This is a genomic window from Candidatus Neomarinimicrobiota bacterium (assembly GCA_034716895.1).
Classification (GTDB): domain Bacteria; phylum Fidelibacterota; class UBA8477; order UBA8477; family JABMPR01; genus JABMPR01.
The window spans coordinates 1-23,193 of record JAYEKW010000257.1 but is presented as its reverse complement, the minus strand read 5'-3'; the positions used below and the strand labels follow the sequence as shown (position 1 = coordinate 23,193).

Here is a 23,193-nt window from a genome sequence, read left to right as displayed (position 1 = left end):
CTTCCGGCATTATTCATTTTAGTGGAAAAAGTGAGGATAGCCGTGAAGAAACAAAAATTGTTTGAGCCGATAGGCGAGTTTTTTTGTTTTAGGCCATCCTCACTTTTGGAGCGTTAAGAAATGAATTAAAAACACGCGTTTTTACAAAACGCTTAGATGCCTTGATTTTTTGGTTCCTTTTTTATCAAGAAAAAAGAACGAAACGTGGGGAAAAATGGACGGATTATTGAGCATGGATAGTAATAAGTCAATTCAAAATGCAATGTTTTGGATCACATTTCGGAATTTATTCTGAAGTGGATGCCAACTAACCAGCTGCTTCAAGCGGACTCACTCAAAGGGATTGCTTAACGATAATAAAGTCTCAGGATATGCTGATCATACAAATTATTATATCATACGGAAGCCGCTTAAGCGCAAAACGTTATACCTCAACTCAGTTTATAAATCTTGCGGTATTTGGTTTCCAGATAATCCATGAATGGCTTGGCGGATAATTCCTGACCGGTGAGATTCTTGACCAGCTCTTCAGCCTTATAAAGGCGTCCTTTTTGATGAATGTTCTCTCTCAGCCAAGTTAACAGATTCGAAAATTCGCCCCTTCCGAATTGATCCTCCAAACCGGGTAACTCCTGTTTGGCTTGATTAAAAAATTGGACGCTATAGAGATTTCCAAGAGTGTAGGTGGGGAAATAGCCAAAAGCACCAAACGACCAGTGAACATCCTGGAGCACTCCCTCAGCATCGTTGCGGGGACAAATACCCAGGTATTTTTCCATTTTTTCGTTCCAAAGTCCTGGTAGCTCAGCCACGGGAAAATCTTCATTGATCAGCATTTTTTCGATCTCAAAGCGTAGCATGATATGCAAATTGTAAGTCGCTTCGTCTGCTTCAACACGGATCATACTGGGACGAACCCGATTGATAGCAGCATAAAACTGTTCCCGAGTCGTGTCGCGCAATTGATCTTTGAATTTTGTCTGAAGCTTGGGATAAGCAAACCGCCAGAAGGACGGGCTTAACCCAACCAGGTTTTCCCAGAGACGGGATTGGCTTTCATGGATACCCAGAGAAATGGCCTGACCCAAGGGGTTGCCATATTCTTCCAGCAACAATCCTTGTTCATACAGGGCGTGACCACCTTCATGCATGGTTCCCAACAAAGCGGCTTTAAGATCGTTCCCACGTAACCTGGTCGTGGTGCGAACATCAGTCGGATGGGTGCTGGTGGTAAAGGGATGAGCCGAGCGATCCTGCCGTCCGATATTCATATCAAAACCAATGGCTTTCAGCATGTCCATCCCAAAGGACCACTGTTGATCGATATCGTATTCTTTACCAAGGACACTGCCATTGACCCGATGTTTGACTTCCTGAATATTCTGAATGAGCGGAACCAGTCGTGTTCGGAGATCCTTAAAAAGACTACTGACTTTTTCAGAGGTCATCTTCGGCTCAAATTGATTCATGAGGGCATCATAATCGGTAGATCCCTGTGAGAGATATTGGGCTTTTTCCCGCTGCATTTGAACCATTTTAGTTAGAAATGGCTCGTAAAATGAAAAATCGTTATCCTTACGAGCCCGAGTCCAGGCCTGTTGTGACACTGAGGCGTGTTTTGCCAGGGTGGTGACAAACTCTGCCGGCAAGGCCGCATTTTGGCGATAATCCAACCAGATTTCTTTCAGTTGCCGAGTCTCACGTTCATTCAGGGTCATGGTCAGCAACTCGCCTGTTTCCAGATCAATGAGCTCTGCCAAAGCTCTTTTCAGGGGTTCGCCCACCAATTTGGCGTGCATTAAACCGGTGATGTAGGCGACCTGTTCAGCCCGCGCCGCACCGGCACCTTCCGGCATATAAGTTTCCTGATCCCAACCCAATAAGGCTTCTACTCCCTGTAGATGGCTGGCTTCCAGCAATTCTTTTAGAATTACATCCTGTGCTGACATATTTCGACCCTTTAAATAATTGTTTGCATCTCGCCAAAATGACGACCATGGTAAAATAACAACAAATGCACTTTTCGCTAAACCTGAATTTTTCATGATGGTGCTTCATTACACTAAAATGATTCTTTATAATCCACAGATTTACGCAGATTGTTACAGATGACTGTTTTTAAACTTCGTGTTTATTTGATATTTTCGTGTTCTTCGTATCTAAGCCAATGACTAACCACCTGATATCCCAAACCGAAAATATTGAGGGTTTGCTCTTTCACGGGATGTGTTTTGACTTATTTTTCAGGCATGACAAACTCATCTAAACTCAGAGCCGGATTGATCGGCGCAGGCCATATTGGTCGTTTTCATACCAGACATCTCAGCCAGCATAATGACTGGGATTGTGTGGGTGTCTTTGACACAGATCATAACAGAACCAAGCTTATCGCAGCTGAGTTTGGCGTTCCTGCCATTCATAATGTCGAGACTCTCATAAAGAATTGTGATGCCCTGTTCATCACCTGTCCTACCCAATTCCATTTCTCACATGCCTCCACTGCTATTGATGCTGGCAAACATGTTTTTATTGAGAAACCTATCACCGCCACCCTTGCAGAAGGTGAAAAGCTAATCGCATCTGCTGAAAACGCTGGGGTCAAAATCCAGGTTGGGCACGTAGAACGCTTTAATCCTGCCCTTACTGCCCTGGATGGCATTGAACTAAATCCTCAATTTATTGAAGCTCATCGCCTGGTGAGTTTTGTTCCCCGGGGAATTAACAATCCCGTCGTGCACGAGAATATGATCCATGATATTGATATCATTCTGTCGCTGGTAAAAAGTCCGGTGAAAGATATTCAAGCCAATGGCCTCGCTGTGGTTTCCAAGTTGGCTGATATTGCCAACGCTCGTATTGCTTTCGAAAATGGTTGTGTTGCCAACGTAACCGCCAGCCGTATTTCGCTAAATCCCATGCGTAAGATGCGCATCTTCCAGAAGGAGCATTATATAACCATTGATTTTCAATCCGGCTCCACAGAAATGTATCGTCTGGTTCAGAACGATTCAGTATCCAGGGGTGATAAGATTATTCCCCTGGAGGGATCAGATAAGGTCATCGTGTACACGAACAAGGCGCTTCCAAAAACCGATGCCATGTACGCAGAGCAAGCCGCCTTTGCGAAAGCGATCCGCAATAATGATACACCTATTGTAAGTGGGCGGGATGGACTTAAGGCATTGCAGATCGCCGAAATGATCAACCAACAACTAATGAATCAATAATGCTTTTTAAGGTAAGTCGCTTTTTACACCGCGAAGGACACAAAAAGCGCGAAGAATGTTTTTGGCAGACTCCCTTAATAGCATATCGGCTACTTCTTGTTTTTGGGGATCATCTCTATTTTTCTACAGGATCTTCAAAATAAAAACTGCAGCTAAAAACTTTTTGATCGTTGCCGGGGAAATTTCCGGTGATCATCATGCAGCACCTTTGATGGCCGCCATTAAAGAACATCATTCAGATCATCGTTTTTGGGGTCTTGGTGGAGATCGCATGACCCGGGAGGGGTTAGACTCTCTGTATCACGTGAAAGATCTGAGTGTAACTGGTTTTATAGAGGTTCTAAAACACCTTTCTTTTTTTAAAGAGGTTATGCACTCTGTGATAGAACAGTGCCAACAGCGTCAACCGGATGCGGCCATTCTGCTTGATTATCCCGGATTTAACCTGCGCCTTGGAATGAAGCTAAAAACACTGGGTATTCCAGTGTATTATTATATATCGCCTCAAGTCTGGGCCTGGAAAAAGGGTCGTGTAAAAACTATGCGGCGGTTTATTAAGCGCATTTTTGTGATCTTTCCTTTTGAAGAGGATTTCTACAAGAAGCAGGGTATTCCTGTTACTTTCGCGGGTCACCCGCTGGTGGAAAAGGACTTTAATATACCAGATAGATCTGCTTTTTTCAGTCAGCATGGTCTTGATGAGAAAAAACCAATGATTGCCTTGCTGCCAGGTAGTCGACGGAATGAATTGGAGCGACTCACTCAACCCCTTCTGGAAGCCCTCCAATTGTTGAAAAAACAACAGCCTGATCTTCAATTTACATTGGCTGGTCTTTCTGATCTGGCCGATTCTTATTATGAACCCTTTCTGACTCTTGACGGAATCACGTTGATCAAAGATGACCCTTACCCAATGATCTTTCATGCTGATCTCGCTATTGTGGCTTCTGGAACGGCCACCTTGGAAACTGCTTATCTGGGCACCCCGCTGGTCGTGATCTATCGAATTGCCCCCCTTTCTTATCTTATTGGTAAACTGCTGGTGAAGATCGATCACATCGCCATGCCCAATCTGATCGTGGATGAACGGGCCATACCTGAATTGATCCAAAAGGATGCCAACGGGCAAACGATCGCGAAGGAAACTCTTCATCTGCTATCTGATCAAGCTGCTCGTATTGAAATGTCAAGCAAGCTGGCCATACTTAAGGACGCCCTGGGTCAGCCGGGTTGTGCTAAAATTATTGCTAGCCTCATTTTGAAGGATCTGGATTAAACCATGGGTTTAGATCGTAAGACCCAAAATCGTATTTCTATCATTGCTCGGCGTATTGGTGGGTTTTTGGTGCAAGCTATTGGCAAAAGTTTAAGACTGGAAATCCGTGGCTGGAATCGCCTGCGACATTTGTTAGAAAACGGTCAGCCTGTTATTCTGCAATTCTGGCACGGGGATATGTTTATTGCCTGGTATCTCACCGCTCCTTTACATCCCGCAGCCATCGTCAGTCAGGCAGGCGATGGTGATATTGCTTCTGCCGTTCTTGAAGGATTGAACTATGTCACTTTTCGCGGTTCCAGTACGCGGGGTGGTCGCAAAGCTTATACTGGAATGATCCGTTATCTAAAGAAGCAACAGATTAAAGTATCCGCTTTTGCCTCTGATGGCCCACGGGGTCCTCGTCGAATCATGAAACCGGGAACTTACGCAGCCGCTCAGCATCTGGATGGTTTTATTGTTCCCGTTGCCACTGCTTCCAGATGGGCACTTAGAGCTCGTGGTTGGGATCGGTTTGTAATTCCAGTTCCGTTTTCAAAAGCGTTGGCTGGTTTTGGCGAGCCCATCAAGGTGGATCCTAATTTACGTGGCGAAGCATTAGCAAACGCATTAACACAGGCTAGTGATATTTGTAGAATACACCAGGAAGAGCTGGAGAATTCATTCTAATTAAATCCATGTCATTCTCCCAATATTTATATTCGGCAACCTGGTTTTTACCCGTTCGCATTCTGCTTTCATTTTTGTATCGTGTCATTATAACTCTCCGAAATACGCTTTACGATCTGGGCATATTTAAAACTCATCGTGTTGCAACTCAGGTCATTTCAGTTGGCAATATTTCAGTTGGAGGTAGCGGTAAAACAATTCTGGTTCAGGCGCTGATTGAATACTTCAGTGATCATAAAAAGCAGTCAGCAGTTTTATCCAGAGGCTACGGGAGAAACACCAAAGGTCTGCTTCTGGTTGCCGATAGATCTTCTCTCAAAATTGACCCTTCTGCGGCTGGCGATGAGCCCTTTTTAATCGCACAAAACCATCCTGGAATTCCAGTTGTAGTGGCTGAAGACCGGGTCAGAGGTGCTCAGTATCTCGTGGCTAAATTTTTGCCTGATGTGATTATTCTGGATGATGGTTTTCAGCATCGTAGACTACATCGTGATCTTGATCTACTCCTGATGGATCAACCTGCTAATCAAAAACAACGACTTGTTCCGTGGGGCAAACTCAGAGAGCCTCTTGGCAATATTGAACGAGCTGATCTGTTTCTTTATAGCAAATCCGGAATGCGTGAGAATGATCAAAACAATCTCATCTTTCAACTGGATAATCAGGTTTGTGATCATGCCGGAAATCATCATGAGCTCTCCGGTTTAAAGGGTGAGTATGGTTTGTTTGCGGGCCTGGGAAATCCCAATTTTTTTTTCCAGTCATTTGAGCAGCAGCATTATGCTGCTCATGCCCGGATCGCCTTCGTTGATCACACGCAATACGACAGTGCTCAAAAGGAGGAGATCTCTCAAATATCCTGCACTTACTGGATCACGACTCAAAAGGATTTCATCAAGCTTGATTCCGAGTTCTGTCAACGGCAAAACATCTATTACATCAAGGTTAAAGCAAAACTACCAGAGACTCTCATTCGACACCTAAAGCAGCACTTTAAGTAATTGTTTGGTGTCTTTTTAGCATTATTAGCCGCTCGTATTATCGCATTTACCCAGGACATTAGCATCATTAGGGCATAAATAATCATACTTTGTTGTCATTATCATGATTCTGTCTGGTTTCTAATCTTTCCTTTCTTACGCGCTATACTGTTTGGTTAAAGCGATCTGCATCACATTACCTGTAAGCGTTGACTCAGCCCTGGCGCGATGCTTTGATCTCCTGGATTTTGCATCATAAATGCTTTATTGCTCTGGGATTGTTTCATTAATGATATTGCCAGACTGTCATCTGAAACCAGGGGTTATTACCTCGACAGAAAGTCTTTTGCTGAAGATCGGTTTCAACAACCCTGACAATTCAAAATCCGGCTCACTCAACTGGTCAAAGAGGCTCACCAAAAAATCCCTCGCGAGCTTAGAAAACCACTTCAAAAACATAAACAAATCCAGCTTCTACACGTCTGGGATTTGACCTGCTTTACCTGGTTTTGGATAGTAAAAATCAGGTTGACCTGTTGCTTCCCGATACTGGTGATATGCCGTCATTAAAATGACTTTCAGGAAACGGCTCATACTCTCGATTGCAGTTCAAGTCATTAATTCTGTCCCGGGAATTTACTGTTCGCCCTTCTGGCTGGATACCTGAATTCAGACGTTTTTCAACCGGCTCTTTCAAGCATTTTTTCCTTCAGAATTGACTCGCGTGATGTATAATATCAGAAGTGCAGCACAAGACAATTTATGAGTCATCCCTGGGACAAACTGGGTCTTCTCTTGAGTTTGTCTCGACGTAATGAAACGTAACTTGAAGGGGATACGGGGATGGGTTTCTACTTTAACCTGAAAGCACAATTAGCCTAAGAATTGGTGGGAAAACAGACAACTCCAGGCTATAATTATTCATGAAGAGTTTGAGTCGATGTAATCAACATTAATTAGGTGGGAATGTCCCGACTTGCGAGAGAGGTGAAATGAATTATAAGAAATTAGAAACGCTGCTTTTAACATTTGAAGGATCAACATTATCGTTTCCTTTTGATGATAAAACTCCGGTTTTTAAAGTCGCCAGAAAAATGTTTGCTCTGGTCAGTATTGATCAAACCCCACTTGCAATCAACCTCAAGTGTGATCCTGAAGATGCCTTGATTCTGAGATCACAATTTGCCGCCATCAAACCTGGTTATCATATGAATAAGGAACATTGGAATACCGTCACTCTTGATGGTTCACTGGAGCAAGCTCTCGTAGAAAAGTTAATCCATGATTCATATGAACTGGTTGTGAAAACCCTGAGCAAAAAGGAGCAGAGGCGATTGAACGTTTCTATTAAGCTGGCCTGAGATAGCCGGTTGCATCAGGAGTCACCATCTCGCAGCAGTGTACCTTCTTTTGCCACGAAGACATCCATCTTCGCTCGAAGAGCTACGCCGGACAAGCAAAGGCTCAAAGAGCCATTCAGAGATTTTATAGAACATTGTGCCTTGGTGACTTTGTGGCTATATATTTAAAAACATACTTACGGATAACATGGGCCGGTTTAATAATAGAAAGTTACATCCCAAATGATTCAATAAAATTCAACCCGAAATGTTTTGCCCGGGACAATTACATCACCAGGATTTCATTTGCCCTATCACGTTCGGTCACATAAACCCGACAACCCCGTGCATACCGTCATTTATATATTACACGCCACTTACAATTCACTACCCTAACACGGTAATTATCTTATTTATTAACCTGTGTTTAGGTGCTATATTTTTCCATGGCACGACCTTTGACATATATGTAAATCTTATGGTAAAAACCTATTATCAAATTATTTTCACCCCACAGAAGAGCATTTCCCTGCTCACTTTTAGACCTGAACCTGGTTCGGTCACTGTTAGTCGGGTGGTAAAATATTATTTTAAGGAATTGGAACGCTGAATACTACAACCCTCCTTCGAACCGAGATTACCAACACTAAAACCTATAGTTTTGGCTCTTTTTCTTTTTTTAAACGCTTAAAAGTGTCTGCTGACAAGCTTCCCGGGTTTGTCCTCCTTTTATTACTAACGTTGTTGAGTAACTCCAAAGTTTTTGGCCAGTGTAACTCTACAGGAAACACCTCTTATGCCACGGGAACACGGCGGGTAATTTTCAACACCATTGATAATTCAACCCCGGAAGAATACAATGCTTACTCAGATTTCACAAGCATGTCGACCAATGTTGGTCAAACAGGATCCTACGATTTAACCGTTAATGTGAATACTGATGGAAATTATACAGTCCATACTCTTGTATGGATAGATTGGAATCAAGATCTTGATTTTGATGATGCGGGAGAAACCTACGATCTGGGTACCGCTAGAAATGTTTCCAACAGCCCGACCACATTGTCACCAATATCTATAACAATTCCCGGGGCGGCCGCTCTAGGCTCCACAACCATGCGTGTTTCCACCAAGTACAATTCTGATCCATCAGCCTGTGAAACCGGGTTTGATGGTGAAGTTGAGGATTACTCCATCAACGTAACAACACCACCAAATCCGGAAATGGATGTCGCAGGTAACAGCACCTCGATCTTTGACGGAGATACATCTCCCAGCGTTAATGATGATACTTATTTTGGCAGTGCCGATATTGTTTCCGGTAGTGTTAGTCACATATTTACCATCTCAAATTCTGGCAACAGTAGTCTTGATCTTGGGGGAAACCCTATCGTTGCCATTTCTGGTAGTCATGCTGCCGACTTCACCGTAACAGCTCAGCCTGCTAATAATGTTAGTGCTGGCAGTAATTCCCTCTTTCATGTTTCTTTTGACCCCAGTGCCTCTGGCGCCCGCAACGCATCTGTTTCTATTTCAAATAATGACGCTGATGAAAACCCGTACACCTTTGATATCCAGGGAACGGGAACTGCTGTACCAGAAATAGATATCCAGGGTAACGGAACCTCTATCTCTGACGGTGACACTTCGCCTTCCGGTTCTAATGATACTGATTTTTCCACGGCAGACATCTATGGAGGCGCGAATACTCACACTTTTACCATTCATAATTCCGGATCTGGAGCTTTGTCGCTCTCCGGCACGCCTCTTGTTGCTGTGTCCGGATCGGGCGCCGCTGAATTTATTGTTAGCCAGCAACCCGCCTCAAGCACTGTCGCAGCCCAGGGTGGAACACAGACCTTTCAGGTGACCTTTGACCCAACGGCAACTGGATTACGTCAGGCTACCATCTCAGTTACCAATGATGATGGGGATGAAAGTCCTTATACTTTTGCGGTCCAGGGCACGGGAACCATTAATCCTGAAATTGACATCAAGGCGAATGGGGTTTCCATTGCTGATGATGATTTTTCACCAACAGTAACCGATTCCACCGATTTCGGTTCCACTCAGGTTGGAGATGATTCAAAGATCGTTACCTTCACGATCTATAATACTGGACCTGCCACCTTAAATCTCACCGGCTCCTGGCCTCTGATTGAGATCACGGGAACTCATGCTGGCGATTTTAGCGTACATACAGCTCCGTCTGGTTCTATTGCCCCTGGTGGAAACTCTATTTTTCAAATCGCTTTTGACCCAATTACATCAGGCGATCGATCGGCCATTTTGACGATCAATAACAATGATCTAAATGAAGATAGCTACTCCTTTGCTATCGAGGGTACTGGCTCCTACGCGACGGCTCCATTATCAGAGATCGATGTTCAAGGGAACCTGATCAGTATACCTGATGGGGACAATAGCCCCTCCTCAAGTGATGGGACTGATCTTGGCTCCGTTGCAGTGGATGGCAGCACCACGAGCCAAACTTTCACCATTGATAATAATGGTACCGAAGATCTTTTGTTGACCAGCTCACCTGTAGTGACCATTTCCGGTGTGCATGCTGCTGATTTTACTATAAGCCAACAACCCAGTTCGCCAATTGCTCCCAGTGGAACTGTTTCATTTGTTGTGGTCTTTGACCCGTCTAATGGAGGAACCCGTTCAGCCTACGTTAGTATTGAGAACAATGATGCTGATGAAAGCCCTTACACTTTCACCTTGCAGGGTGAGGGCGCAACCTCTCCCGAAATCAAGGTCACGGGCAACAACCTTGAGATCGTGGATGGAGATGCTAGTCCCAGTTTAACTGACAGTACTTATTTTGGCGATGTCACAGCCAGTCTTGGCATAAACCACGTTACTTATACGATTCATAATCTGGGTAGTACAACTTTGAATTTAACCGGAACTCCCTTGGTTAATATTCTCGGTGATGCCGCAGCTGAATATGCTGTGACCAGCCTGCCATCCTCAGCTATCAGCGCTGGTGGCAGTACAACTTTCACGGTTTCTTTTGACCCAAATCAGGTAGGTCTTAGAAATGCCAGTCTCTCTATTGCCAGTGATGATGCCGATGAGAATCCCTACAGTTTTGCTATTCAAGGTAATGGTACCGGTCCAGGATCACCCCTGGCTTGTGTCCCAAACTTTTTTCATATTTTTGGCGATAATGGTACCGTCACCTATCTGGATGCCTCCACAAACCCTTATTCATATACGACTATCGCAGTTGCCGGTTACCATGTTAATGGTATGGGCTATAATTTGGAAGACGGTCTGCTTTATGGCTTCGAGATGGATGGAGATGTCTCTGGTGACAATATCGTAAGAATTGATGGACAGGGTACGATCACGGTTCTTTCCAGTATTACTATTCCCTATTTATCCTGGCGAGCCGATTTTAACGATTCCGGTGAAATGTATTTCTGGGATGATAACGGCGATAATATTTCCGTTTTTGATGCCAGTACAGGTACTGTTACCAGTCAAAACACTGGTGGTACGGATTGGTTGCCTATCGATATGGCCTATTTAAATGATGATGGACATTTCTACGGTATTCACGTCACAACTCTTTATGACTACGACCCGGTCGGCAATAGTGTTTCCACCAGCGCTATTACTGGACGTCTGGCTGATGAATACAGTACAGGAACCAACAGTATCTATTACGGTGCCGCCTGGTCAGCTAATGATGGTTACATCTATACCACGAACAGTCAAAGTGGCCGCATGTATAAAATCAATGTTTCCAGCGGTGAAAGCGTTTTTGTGGGACAGGCCGAAGCCAATCTGAACAAGAGTGATGGTGCCTCATGTCCCCTGGCTGAATCACCCTTGCCAACGACTGGTTCTGTTGGTGACAAGGTTTGGATCGATACCGATGGAGATGGAATCCAGGATGCTGGTGAACCTGGTCTTTCCGGTGTAACCGTGTCTCTCTATGGAAAGGACAATCCTTTTATTGCCTCAACTACTACTGATGAGAATGGTGAGTATTTATTCGAAAATCTGTCTCCCTCTGAGTACTATATTATTTTTTCTGCCGCCCCGGCCGGGTTTAGCTTTACGCTTCAAAATCAGGGTAGTGACGATGTATCAGATAGTGATGCTGATCCGGCAGACGGTAGAACCGCTGATTTCTTTGTGGGTGTTGGCTCTATTGAAGAAGGTATGGATGCCGGATTTACAGCCACTGGGGTAGGTGATTTTGTCTGGCTGGATACTGATGAAGATGGTATTCAAGATACTGGTGAAGCTGGAATTCCTGGTATCGATGTAGAGATTAAAGTTGATGGTGGCGCCAGTGTGGCAACCACCACCACTGATGCTTCAGGTTTTTATTTCTTTACCAACCTTAATTCGGGTACGACCTATCGTTTGTATTTTACCAATATACCTGCTGGTTATGTCTTTTCACCTCAGGATGCCGGCAGTAATGATGCGCTGGATAGTGATAGTTATACCAGTGATGGCAGATCCCACTCATTCTCTTTAAGTAGTGGTGAATTTAACTCCAGTCTGGATGCTGGCCTGTACCAGAATACCAATCCTGAAATGAACGTCACTGGAAACAGTGTCAATATTCCTGATGGTGATACCACGCCTGGAACTGCAGATCATACCGATTTCGGGGCTGCCTTAATTTCCGGCAGCACCGTTGTTCGCACTTTTACCATAGAAAACATCAGTGGTCCTGATCTGACCTTGAATGGTACACCACTGGTTTCTATTTCTGGAGACCATGCTTCAGATTTCAGCCTTACAACCACTCCAGCAACTACCGTTAGTTCAGGGAATAACACTACTTTCCAAATTACTTTTGATCCCAGCGAAGGCGGACTTAGATCAGCTGTCCTGACCATTTCAAATACCGATGCTGATGAAAACCCCTACGACTTTAATATTCAGGGAACCGGCCTGGCTCCAGAAATAGTGCTAAAGGGACGAGGGGTCTTAATTCTGGATGGCGACGACAGTCCCTCCACGCTTGACTCAACTGACCTGGGAAGTGCCGATGTTGTTTCAGGCACTAACGAAGCAATCTTTTCTATTATCAATTATGGAAGCGCAGCATTAACGCTAACTGGTGCTTCTCCATATGTGGTGATTAGTGGATCCCATGCTGCTGAATTTACAATCACCGAAATTCCCACAACACCGATTGCGGATGACGATTCAACCACCTTTACTGTTCGGTTTAACCCAACAGCTGATGGTTTGCGAACAGCGACCTTGTCAATTGCCAATTCGGATACAGATGAGGATCCCTACACTTTTGATATACAGGGTACTGGAACGTCCTATCCTGAAATGGAAGTTTTGGGAGGCATTGAGTTAATTCTGGATGGTTCCACATCACCCTCTGCTGAAGACCTAACCGATTTTGGCAGCCAAGATATTTTTGCAGATCAAGTCTCTCATACTTTCACGATCAACAACACGGGGTCTGGCGCTTTAGCTCTGTCCGGCTTACCAATTATTCAGATCACCGGGGTTAATGCCGGAGATTTCCTCGTCGCCCAACAACCGCCATCGGCCACTCTGGCTGCTAGCGGAACGGTGGATTTTCAGATCACTTTTGATCCCACAACAACAGGCGTACGGTCAGCTACGATCACAATCCAAAATGATGATGACGATGAAAATCCTTATAATTTTGCTATTAAAGGGCTGGGAACATCAACACTTGATGAAGAAATAGAAGTTCTGGGCAATGGCAATGTCATCGACTCAGGTGATAATCTTCCAAGCCAGACCGACTATACTGATCTGGGGACAGCAAATATCTCCGGGGTTCCCACAACCTCGCCGTTTGTTATCCGTAATATCGGGTATGAGACTCTAAACCTGACCGGACCTCCACCCTATGTTGATATTACTGGAGCAAACGCATCAGAATTCAGCATAACCAGCAGTCCGGCCACCTCCATTGCCATTGACAGCGCTACAACCACCTTTGAAGTTACCTTTACACCAGCAGCCCGGGGTATCCGCCAGGCCACCATCAGTATTCAAAATAATGACTCTGATGAGAACCCTTATACCTTTGCGGTTCAAGGAACTGGTATTTACGATCCAAATTCACAATCTGAGATGAACGTTCAGGGCAACATGATCGATATTCCTGATGGTGACCCATCACCTGATGTCAGTGACGGAACGAACTTTGGCAGCGTGGAAGTGGTTGGTGGTTTTACCGCTTCTCAGAACTTTGTGATCCATAATTATGGCTCGGATGATCTGGTCCTGGGGGAAACACCCATCATCAGTATAACCGGTACTCATGCTGCAGACTTTACGGTAACAGCAGAGCCCGCTCCGCTGGTGGCTCCCAGCAGTTCAGTGATCCTGACCATCACTTTTGATCCATCTGGAACAGAATCACGGGAAGCAACAGTCAGTATTGGCAATAGTGATCAGAATGAGAATCCCTACACTTTTGATATACAGGGAACCGGCACAACAGCACCTGAAATGCTGGTCAGTGGGAATAGTCTCACCATCAACAATGGTGATAGTTCTCCCAGTATGTCTGACAGTACCTATTTAGGTGATGTTGACGCGAACCTGGGTACCCAATATGTAACCTATACTATTTCCAACTCCGGTAGTTCTGCTCTGAACCTGACAGGAACTCCCAAGGTCACCCTTCTTGGCGATCATGCAGCTGATTTTTCAGTGACAACACAACCCTCATCCCCAGTGAATTCTGGAAGCAATACAACCTTTACCATTGCTTTTGATCCAGCCATTGTGGGTCTCCGCAATGCTTCGGTCTCAATTACCAGCAATGACACCAATGAAAGCCCTTATACCTTTGCGATCCAGGGAAACGGAACTGGGCCAGGCTCTCCCATTGCCTGTGTGCCCAACTTCTTCCAGATCTATGATGCAACGGGTATTATTGCCTACCTGGATGCAACCACCAGTCCTTACACATACACAACCATCGCAACTGCCGGATATCCCATCAATGCAGTTGGTTACAACCTCGAAGATGGTCTGTTATATGGTTTTGAACGAGGTAGTGTCGTATCGGGTGACTATATGGTACGGATCGATGCAAACGGTGACATTACTGTTTTGTCATCCATTACCATACCTTTTTCATCATGGGTGGGAGATTTTAATGGCTCCGGTGATCTTTATTTTTTGAATCCCGGTGATAAAAATCAATTTGGTATCTTTGATGTAAGCTCTGGATCTGTCACCACAACACTTGCCAGTGGGGGTGATTTTCTGGCTGCAGACATGGCCTATCTGGATAACGATGGCAATTTCTATGGTGTTAGCGGCCTTACCCTATACATCTATAACCCGGTAAGTAATACTGTCAGCACTCAAACACTGACTGGTAAATTGGCTGATGATTTAAATGCCGGTACCAATGGCAATGCTTATGGAGCAGCCTGGTCTGCTTCAGACGGTTATGTTTATGTTTCCAATAACACCAGCGGACTGATGTATAAGGTCAATATAACTTCATATGAAACCGTTTATGTGGGTCAGGCTGTTGCCACCAACCAAAATGATGCGGCTTCTTGTCCCCTAGCTGAATCTCCTTTGCCAACCACCGGGACCTTGGGTAACAAGGTCTGGCTGGATAGTGATGGTGATGGTATTCAGGATGCTGGTGAAGCCGGTTTCGCTGATGTTACTGTTTCACTTTATGATGGTGATGATTCCTTCCTTAACTCCGTTGTTACGGGTTCTGATGGCGCCTATGTCTTTGAGAATCTGGCTCCCTCCGAATACTATCTCACGTTTACGAATCCACCGGCTGGCTTCACGCTCTCAGCCCAAGACCAGGGTGCCGATGATGAGGTTGATAGTGATGCTGATCCATCCACAGCAAAAACAGCCACGTTTACCATCAGTGCTGGTTCTATTGATAATACTCAGGATGCCGGCTTTAAAGCCACTGGTGTTGGTGACTATGTCTGGCTTGATGTGAATGAGGACGGTATTCAGGATGCTGGTGAATCCGGTGTGCCTGGAATCGATGTTGAGATCAAGATCGATGGTGGTGGCGCCAGTGTGGCAACAACCACAACTGATGCATCTGGTTACTACTCATTCTCGGGTCTAAGTAATCAAACCTATCGCCTATATTTTACCGGTTTACCAGCAGGTTATGTCTTTTCGCCCCAGGATGCCGGTAGTGATGATGCCCTGGATAGTGACACCTATACCTCAGACGGTCGATCCCACTCATTTACCCTGACTACGGGTGTTTTCAATTCCAGTCTTGATGCCGGTGTTTATCAACAATCTGAGCCGGAAATTGATGTCAAGGGTAATAATGTCAGTATTGTTGATGGTGATACCTCTCCAACAACAGCAGATCATACTGATTTCGGTTCTGTTGATGCTGTGATCGACTCTGTGATCCATACCTTTCAGGTTCTGAATATCAGCGGGGCTGATCTAACACTGAATGGCTCACCAAAAATCTCTATTTCCGGCACTCACGCTGATGAATTTGTGGTAACCTCAGATCCTGGTGAAACCATTGTCTCTGGCGAAAATACCAGTTTTGATATCCGTTTTATTCCAACAGTTGAAGGTCTTAGAACAGCTTCTGTTAGTATCGCCAATACTGATGCTGATGAAAACCCTTATACTTTTGATATTCGGGGGTTTGGACTCGCATCCGAGATTGAAATTTCTGGGAATGGGATAGCAATTGCAAATGGTGATACTGCAGCAACAGCTTCAGACCATACTGACTTTGGAACCGAAGATATTGTTACCGGTAGCCAGGCTCAGATCTTCACTATTCTTAATACCGGTAATGCAAATCTGATTCTCAATGATCCCTCACCACACGTCGTTATCACTGGAGACCACCCGGCGGATTTCAGCATTACAAGCGCTCCGCTCTCTCCTGTAGCGTCCAACAATACTACCACCTTTACCGTTACTTTTGACCCGACTGCTGAAGGAATCAGAAAAGCAACTATATCACTGGCAAACAATGATCTGAATGAAGATCCTTACACCTTTATTATCCAGGGAATTGGGTCTGCTACACCCGAAATTGAGGTTCAAGGGAATGGTGAATCTATTGCCAATGGTGACAGCTCACCCATTACCTCTGACTCAACTGCTTTTGGGAGTCTTGATATTCTGACCGGCACCAGTATACATACTTTTACCTTGCTTAATACGGGTAGTGGAACCCTTTCATTAACCGGCACTCCGCTGGTTGTTTTAAGTGGAACCCATGCTGGAGATTTTCTGGTCAATACCCAACCAGCCAGCTCTTCAGTTAATGCCAGCGGTGGATCGGTAACCTTTGATGTAACTTTTGATCCAACCTCAGTCGGTCAGAGAGATGCCGTTATCAGTATTGCTAATGACGATGATGATGAGAATCCTTTTACCTTTAGTATTCAGGGAACTGGAGTCGCTAGCAGTGAGATCAATTTGATTGGTAACAGCCTTTCAATCATCAGTGGCGATATCACGCCCAGTGTTCTAGATAGCACTGTCTTTGACAGCACCATTGTTGATTCTGCTTTCTCGGTTGGCTTCACCATTGAAAACCAGGGAAGTGCCGCTCTTAACCTTTCCGGCTCATCTCCTTTTGTGACATTTTCTGGAGCACATGCTGGCGATTTTAGCATCACTCAGATCCCTGATGCTGCCATAGCTGCTGGTGGTGGCACTACTGAGTTCAGGATCACCTTTACTCCGTCTGCAGAAGGAAACCGAACGGCAACCGTGAATATTGCTTCGGATGACGATGACGAAAATCCCTATACTTTTGCCATTACCGGATTTGGTGAACCTATGCCGCTGCCCGAACTGACACTTTCAAAAAGTGTTGATCTTGCCACGGCCGCTCCTGGAGATACACTGACTTATACTGTTGTCTATTCTAATGTTGGTGAAGGACTGGCAACCAGTGTTGTTGTTATTGAAGATATCCCGGTTGAAACGACTTATGTTGAGAATACAGCTGTAGGTATCAATATGACCATTGAGTTTAGCCATGACAATGGAACCTCTTATGACGTTTCTCAATCGGAGCCAGTAACCAATATCAGGTTCACGCGAACCCTTTCCCTACCCGCAGGTTCCAACGGCACGGTGACCTTCAAGGCAATCGTTGATTAGCTCGGTGTGATTTTTATGGGTGTTTATACCAATTAAGCCGGGTGAAAACCCGGCTTTCTCAAATCTATATCAAAGTTTTTGATATAGTGTTTGCGTGAAGGGGTCAACTGCCTTAAAATTTAGCCATGAGACCGATTGACCGCCCAACAAAAATAAAGATAGAAGACCTGCGCATTGGTATGTTCGTTGAGTTACCCGGCAATTGGCTTAACCATTCTTTTGTTCGCAGCAGTTTTCTGGTCAAACACCAGTCACAACTGACCAAAATCGCTCAGAGTGGAATCGAAACCGTTGTCGTTCATCCCGTCAAAAGCCTTGTTCGTCCGGAGCCCAAAAAAAAACAACCCAACTATATAAAAAAGAGTCCCGTAGAAATTGAAGCCACACGGGAAGAGGGGCCTTCCCTGATACCCGAAGGATATAGTGACTTTCTTCAAGACTCTACCATCGAACCCAAACGCAAAGCTAGTTATCTCCATGAGGTTTCCTTAGATATTATGGATAAGGTGCTGAAAGCGCCCTCTGTCGAAAATATCACTCACTTCAAAGCTGGTATTTCAGAGATGGTTGACCTTATTATGGCCGACGATGAAACAGCCTCCCACCTTTTGAAGATCACTTCTCATGACCACTATACCTTTACCCACTCCGTGAATGTCGGGGTGCTATCTGTGCTGCTTACAAAAGCTATCTACGGCAATTCAAGCCACCATGATTTGCAAGAATTAGGAGCCGCTTTTTTTCTGCATGATCTGGGGAAAGTATATGTTCCAGACTCATTGATCAACAAACCCGGGAAACTCAATGAAGAAGAATGGAAGCTAATGCAGAATCATCCCCTGGGCGGTTACCAGATTCTTTCTGATACTGATCACCTGAGTCCTGAGTGTAAAATAATTGTCATGCAACACCATGAACGCGACAATGGTACTGGATACCCTCAGGGACTGAGAGGCGATGAGATTCATGTATATGGTCGCATTTGCGCCATTGCAGATGTCTTTGATGCCCTGACATCCCGGCGGTCTTACAAACCATCGATGCCACTTTATGATGCCTTAATGCTCATGAAGTATGAAATGGGTTCCCACTTTAACGCTGATCTTTTTGCTGAATTTGTTCAACTTTTTAAAAAATAATTTTTTTCTAATTTGTGTCTGCCCCTAAATTAAGCGCGAAGCAGATGCTACTACGGTTTCCCACAACGAACTTGACGAATACTACGAAAAATCATATGTATCTTCGTGAATTTCGTTTGCTTCATTGTGGAAAAAGAGTTCAGAGACGGACACTAATTAAGGTGCACAAAATGCGTAAATCTTTTTTCTTGATGATCCTGCTACTGGCGGGCATATCACTAACGGCAGAATTAAAGACAGGAGAGAACATGCACGGGTTTAAACTACTTGAAAAGCGTTTTGTTAAAGAGGTCAACGCTGAGTGTTTTCTGTTCTCACATGAAAAATCCGGAGCCCGTTTATTTAAAGTATCCAATAGCGATCTGAATAAAACCTTCTGTATCACCTTTAAAACCATTACTGAGTCTGATGCAGGAACGCCCCATATCCTGGAACATTCCGTCTTAAATGGTTCAAAAAACTTTCCCGTAAAAAGCCCTTTTGATATCTTGTCAAAAGGCTCTTTAAATACCTTTCTTAATGCCATGACCGGGAGTGATATCACCCTCTATCCTGTATCGAGTATGAACGACAAAGACTTTCGATCACTCATGCACATCTATCTGGATGCCGTTTTTAACCCGCTTATTTATGATGACCCGCGTATCCTGGATCAAGAGGGCTGGCACCGAGAATTAGAAAATGCCGATTCTGCACTTACTTATAAGGGTGTTGTATATAACGAGATGAAGGGTGCCTTTTCAAGCCCCACCCGCGAATGGGGTTATCTGGTTGATCAAAATCTATTTCCCGATACTCCTTATCGCTTTTCGTCAGGTGGCTACCCCTCAGCCATACCAACTTTAACCTATACAGCTTTTTTGGCCTTTCACCGTAAATACTATCATCCATCAAACTCCTACATCTTTCTCTATGGTGATGGTGATCTTGCATCAGAGTTGGAATTTATCGATACACACTACCTGTCAAACTATGTTCGTCCGGCTCAATTGGTGGATTTGCCTCTTCAGGCCCCCTTCAAAAACATAAAGAAAGGGGCTGGATCTTATGCTGCCACAGAAGGTTCGGAGCTTGAACAACAAAGTTATCTATCTCTTTCTTTTGTATGTGGACAGAGTATTGACCTGCAGTTGGTAATGGGATTGCGGGTGCTTACACAGGTGTTATTTAATAATGAATCGGCTCCGGTCCGCCTGGCTTTACAGGAGGCTGGCATTGGGCAGGATATCAGTGCCTGGGTTGACGATCTACGCCAAAATGTGTTTCATGTCCGTGTTCAAAACGCCAATTCTGACGAGGCGGATGAATTCTATCGTATTGTTTTCGAAACCCTTCGGGATGTCGCGTCCCAAGGAGTAGATCAGGCCGCCCTGTCTGGCGTATTGAATCGCATGGAGTTTCATCTCAGAGAAGGCAACACGCCCCACAAAGGACTTTCCTATAATCAACAGGCTTTAAGTTCCTGGTTTTGGGGAGACGAACCCTTCAGTGGACTTGAATATGAAAAAACGCTGGCCGCCATGAAAACGGGTATTGCCGCAGGATATTTAGAAAAATTGATTACTGAATATTTTCTAAATAATCCTCACGCCTTGCTCTTTACGCTTGATCCCAAACCGGGACTGGAAGCGGAAAATGATCTGCATACCTCAGCCGAATTGGCCGCTTTTAAACAAACGCTCTCCGATAATCAAATAGCTGATCTTGTGGAGCAAACGATTCAGCTTATTGAATATCAAAAGGCCGGTGATAGCCCTGAAGCGTTAGCAACCATACCCCTGTTGAATTTAAGTGATATCGAACCTGGCGTTGACTGGTATACCGCAGAACAGCACCGGGTTTCTCGTGTTCCTTACTTACATCACGAAGCATTTACAAATGATATCAATTACATCAGACTTTTTTTCGATCTCAGGGTCTTACAGGAAGAGCAACTGCCTTATGCAAACTTATTGGCTGTTCTCCTTGGGTCAATTGCTACTGAGTCCCACACTTTCGGTGAGCTAGATAATGCACTGGATACCCATCTTGGCGGATTCAACACTTATCTCACCTCCTATCTGGAAAACCGTAATGATGATAATCTGATACCAAAATTCGTGGTTTCTACAAAAGTACTTGCCCATAAACAGGATCTCGCTTTTGAATTGAGTAACGAGGTTTTGCAGCATTCTTTACTAGGTGATATCGATCGCCTTAAAGATGTACTTGTCAGACACCAGTCACGCCTGTCGGCAGCAGTGAAACGTGACGGACTTGGTTTTGCTCGTACTCGACTTTTTTCTTACGCTACCAGAGCAGGGCTTTTTGATGAATTAACCGGGGGGCTCGATTATTACTGGTTCATTTCTGATCTGGTGGACAATTTTGATACAAAACAATCCGCGCTCATTTCAGATTTACAAAATGTCTCTGAATTACTTTTTTCACGCAAGAACTTAGTTGCATCGGTAACCTGTTCTGGGGAGGCTTTAAAACCGTTTAAAAAAGAGCTTCGTTCTTTTTCAAAACGGCTGCCAAATAATAAACCTGTATATCTGGACTGGCGCTTGCGCTCTACTTTGAAAAACGAGGGATTAATGGCAGCTTCAAAGGTTCAATATGTCTTACAGGGTGGTGATTTTACTGATCTTGGATATCAATGGGATGGCCAGATCCTTGTGTTGAATCAGATAATTTCCAGGGAATGGCTTAAAAATCAGGTCCGGGTGATTGGTGGGGCCTATGGTGGTTTTGCTCGCTTTTCACCTTCCGGTCGGGTTTATTTTGGATCCTATCGAGATCCCAATCTTACAGAAACCCTTGTAAATTATTCTAATACTCCTGCCTTTTTAAGTTCACTTGATCTTGATGACACAGAAATGACCCGTTTCATTATTGGTACCATTTCAGGAATGGATCGTCCGTTAACATCCTCTCAAAGGGGTGGTGTGGCAGTCGCTCGCTTTTTCAGCAAAACCAGTCGTGCCCAATTGCAGTCTGAGCGTGATGCTGTCCTGTCGACAACTCTGGCAGACATAAAAGCGTATGATCAAATGGTGGCAGATATTTTAAACAACAGCACGATCTGTGTTTACGGGAATGAGGACAAGTTAAAACAGAATAAAAAACTCTTTGAGAAGCTTATTGTTATTGACTAGTGTCGAGTCTACTGTGTAGTGTCCAAAAAGACGCAGGAATTTTCGTTGGTAGCAAGGCAAATATTTTTAGCATAGCCGTAGCTATGGTTTAAATATTTAACGCAGCTAACAGCGAAAAGGACCAGGCTTGGTTGTGACAATACATGCTTGACTCGACACTAGTGTTATTTGCGAATTTTTTTTACTAAAAAGTGAGGCGTTCCCTGTTTTTTGCTAAAAGCAGCAGCGCTCCAATAATGATGAGTTTTTGACCAAGCAAGCTATATTCATTATCCCCCAAGAGTCCACAGTGACAGTCTGTTGTTTTCTTCAGAACCAACGAGTAAATACTTAATGCGGCTCCACAACAAGACAAACCAACGGCTACACCAACAGCTGAATTGAAAGTTTGTTTTATCCATATCCCTATGGCTAAATATAACTCAACTAAACATGCTACTGCTCCATAATACTTAAATACTTCTGGTAAACCTGTCATAATTACAAATTGTTCATATGGCGTAATTCCAAATCTCAACATCGAGTTAATTTTTATGATCGCAAGAAAGAAGAAAAAACCCGATATTGCCCAACGCATACCCGTCATCCCTGGTTTAGAGATTTCTCTGTATGACCATCTCATCAAGCATTAATCCTTTTTGCTTGCATTAATTCTGTGCAAAACATATTCTCTATCTACAACACCCCTTGAGAGTTCTGCAACACTGATTGCTACAAGGTAATAGTCATCATCACCAAAAAAGGAATTACTCTCGACTTTAACATATAGAAAAAGGTTGTTGCTATCATCTCTACCGAACAATGGGAACGGGAGACTTCCAGAAGACCGTTTTTCGCCATCTTTTGAAAACACATCGAAATAGTATGGCGCTTTTGGCTTTTCCATAATGGGTACATTTTTGTAAAATGATGTGATAACATTATCATTGATCAAAAAGAGTGCATAAACAACCGAATATGTATTGCCAATGTTTTGGTATTCATCAATGTCAGTTTTCTTGATATGTTTCGGTATCGACTGATAGTGACTGTTATTACCCTTGAATTCCATTTTCAAATTAAAATCCCCGGAATAAACTTTTATATTGAATCCATTTTCTGGATTTACCAGATAAATGTTTGAATGATCATCAATATCCATTGCTTGAAACTGCTTTAGCCTTATGTAAACCTCCAGATTTTCACCCGTGTGTGACACAAAATCTGCTGAATCAATTATATTTAATTGTTGGTCGTATTTGCACAAAGAATACGCTCTATTTTTCTCAAAGAACTCCCTGAATTTTGA

General features: G+C 44.1%; 11 protein-coding genes. 8 read left to right on the top strand and 3 right to left on the bottom strand.

The features are described from left to right. Positions 1–431: 431 nt before the first annotated feature. On the bottom strand, positions 432–2,045 hold the full coding sequence (locus U9Q77_14295) for a carboxypeptidase M32 (protein MEA3288525.1): 1,614 nt from the start codon (positions 2,043–2,045) through the stop codon (positions 432–434). Positions 2,046–2,249: 204 nt separating this feature from the next. On the opposite strand from U9Q77_14295, the gene U9Q77_14290 reads away from it, so the two are divergent. The 8 genes from U9Q77_14290 (at position 2,250) to U9Q77_14255 (ending at position 21,905) form a co-directional block, all read left to right on the top strand. After that, the gene (locus U9Q77_14290) at positions 2,250–3,227 is read left to right on the top strand and encodes a Gfo/Idh/MocA family oxidoreductase (GenBank protein MEA3288524.1); all 978 of its coding nucleotides are present in this window, start codon (positions 2,250–2,252) and stop codon (positions 3,225–3,227) included. 163 nt (positions 3,228–3,390) lie between these two features. Next, a complete protein-coding gene (gene lpxB, locus U9Q77_14285) occupies positions 3,391–4,503 on the top strand; it encodes a lipid-A-disaccharide synthase (GenBank protein MEA3288523.1) in 1,113 nt (370 codons plus the stop codon). Between the two features lie 3 nt (positions 4,504–4,506). Further along, positions 4,507–5,172 carry a DUF374 domain-containing protein gene (locus tag U9Q77_14280; GenBank protein ID MEA3288522.1) on the top strand — a complete coding sequence of 222 codons (666 nt, stop codon included), beginning with the start codon at positions 4,507–4,509 and terminating at the stop codon, positions 5,170–5,172. An 8-nt stretch (positions 5,173–5,180) separates the two neighbouring features. Then, complete coding sequence (gene lpxK, locus U9Q77_14275) at positions 5,181–6,173, top strand: tetraacyldisaccharide 4'-kinase (GenBank protein ID MEA3288521.1); 993 nt, start codon at positions 5,181–5,183, stop codon at positions 6,171–6,173. A gap of 971 nt (positions 6,174–7,144) precedes the next feature. Then, positions 7,145–7,513 (top strand): MmcQ/YjbR family DNA-binding protein, encoded by a 369-nt coding sequence (locus tag U9Q77_14270; protein MEA3288520.1) that lies wholly within the window; start codon positions 7,145–7,147, stop codon positions 7,511–7,513. 723 nt (positions 7,514–8,236) lie between these two features. Then, positions 8,237–17,626 (top strand): choice-of-anchor D domain-containing protein, encoded by a 9,390-nt coding sequence (locus U9Q77_14265; GenBank protein MEA3288519.1) that lies wholly within the window; start codon positions 8,237–8,239, stop codon positions 17,624–17,626. A 125-nt stretch (positions 17,627–17,751) separates the two neighbouring features. Then, the gene (locus U9Q77_14260; protein ID MEA3288518.1) at positions 17,752–18,765 is read left to right on the top strand and encodes an HD-GYP domain-containing protein; all 1,014 of its coding nucleotides are present in this window, start codon (positions 17,752–17,754) and stop codon (positions 18,763–18,765) included. Positions 18,766–18,935: 170 nt separating this feature from the next. Beyond that, entirely contained in the window at positions 18,936–21,905 is a 2,970-nt protein-coding gene (locus U9Q77_14255) for an insulinase family protein (protein MEA3288517.1), read from the top strand. Between the two features lie 184 nt (positions 21,906–22,089). Here the strand turns inward: U9Q77_14255 and U9Q77_14250 are convergent, their stop codons facing one another. Next, positions 22,090–22,527: a hypothetical protein gene (locus tag U9Q77_14250; GenBank protein ID MEA3288516.1), complete on the bottom strand. Its 438-nt coding sequence runs from the start codon at positions 22,525–22,527 to the stop codon at positions 22,090–22,092. Between the two features lie 6 nt (positions 22,528–22,533). Then, the coding region (locus U9Q77_14245) for a hypothetical protein (protein MEA3288515.1) at positions 22,534–23,193 on the bottom strand (660 nt) is incomplete at its 5' end.

Bases quoted from the DNA above. Each gene is read 5' to 3' on its own strand.
- U9Q77_14250 (MEA3288516.1), bottom strand. From the start codon at position 22,527: ATGAGATGGTCATACAGAGAAATCTCTAAACCAGGGATGACGGGTATG.
- U9Q77_14255 (MEA3288517.1), top strand. From the start codon at position 18,936: ATGCGTAAATCTTTTTTCTTGATGATCCTGCTACTGGCGGGCATATCA.
- U9Q77_14270 (MEA3288520.1), top strand. From the start codon at position 7,145: ATGAATTATAAGAAATTAGAAACGCTGCTTTTAACATTTGAAGGATCA.
- U9Q77_14280 (MEA3288522.1), top strand. From the start codon at position 4,507: ATGGGTTTAGATCGTAAGACCCAAAATCGTATTTCTATCATTGCTCGG.
- lpxK (MEA3288521.1), top strand. From the start codon at position 5,181: ATGTCATTCTCCCAATATTTATATTCGGCAACCTGGTTTTTACCCGTT.
- U9Q77_14260 (MEA3288518.1), top strand. From the start codon at position 17,752: ATGAGACCGATTGACCGCCCAACAAAAATAAAGATAGAAGACCTGCGC.
- U9Q77_14290 (MEA3288524.1), top strand. From the start codon at position 2,250: ATGACAAACTCATCTAAACTCAGAGCCGGATTGATCGGCGCAGGCCAT.
- U9Q77_14295 (MEA3288525.1), bottom strand. From the start codon at position 2,045: ATGAAAAATTCAGGTTTAGCGAAAAGTGCATTTGTTGTTATTTTACCA.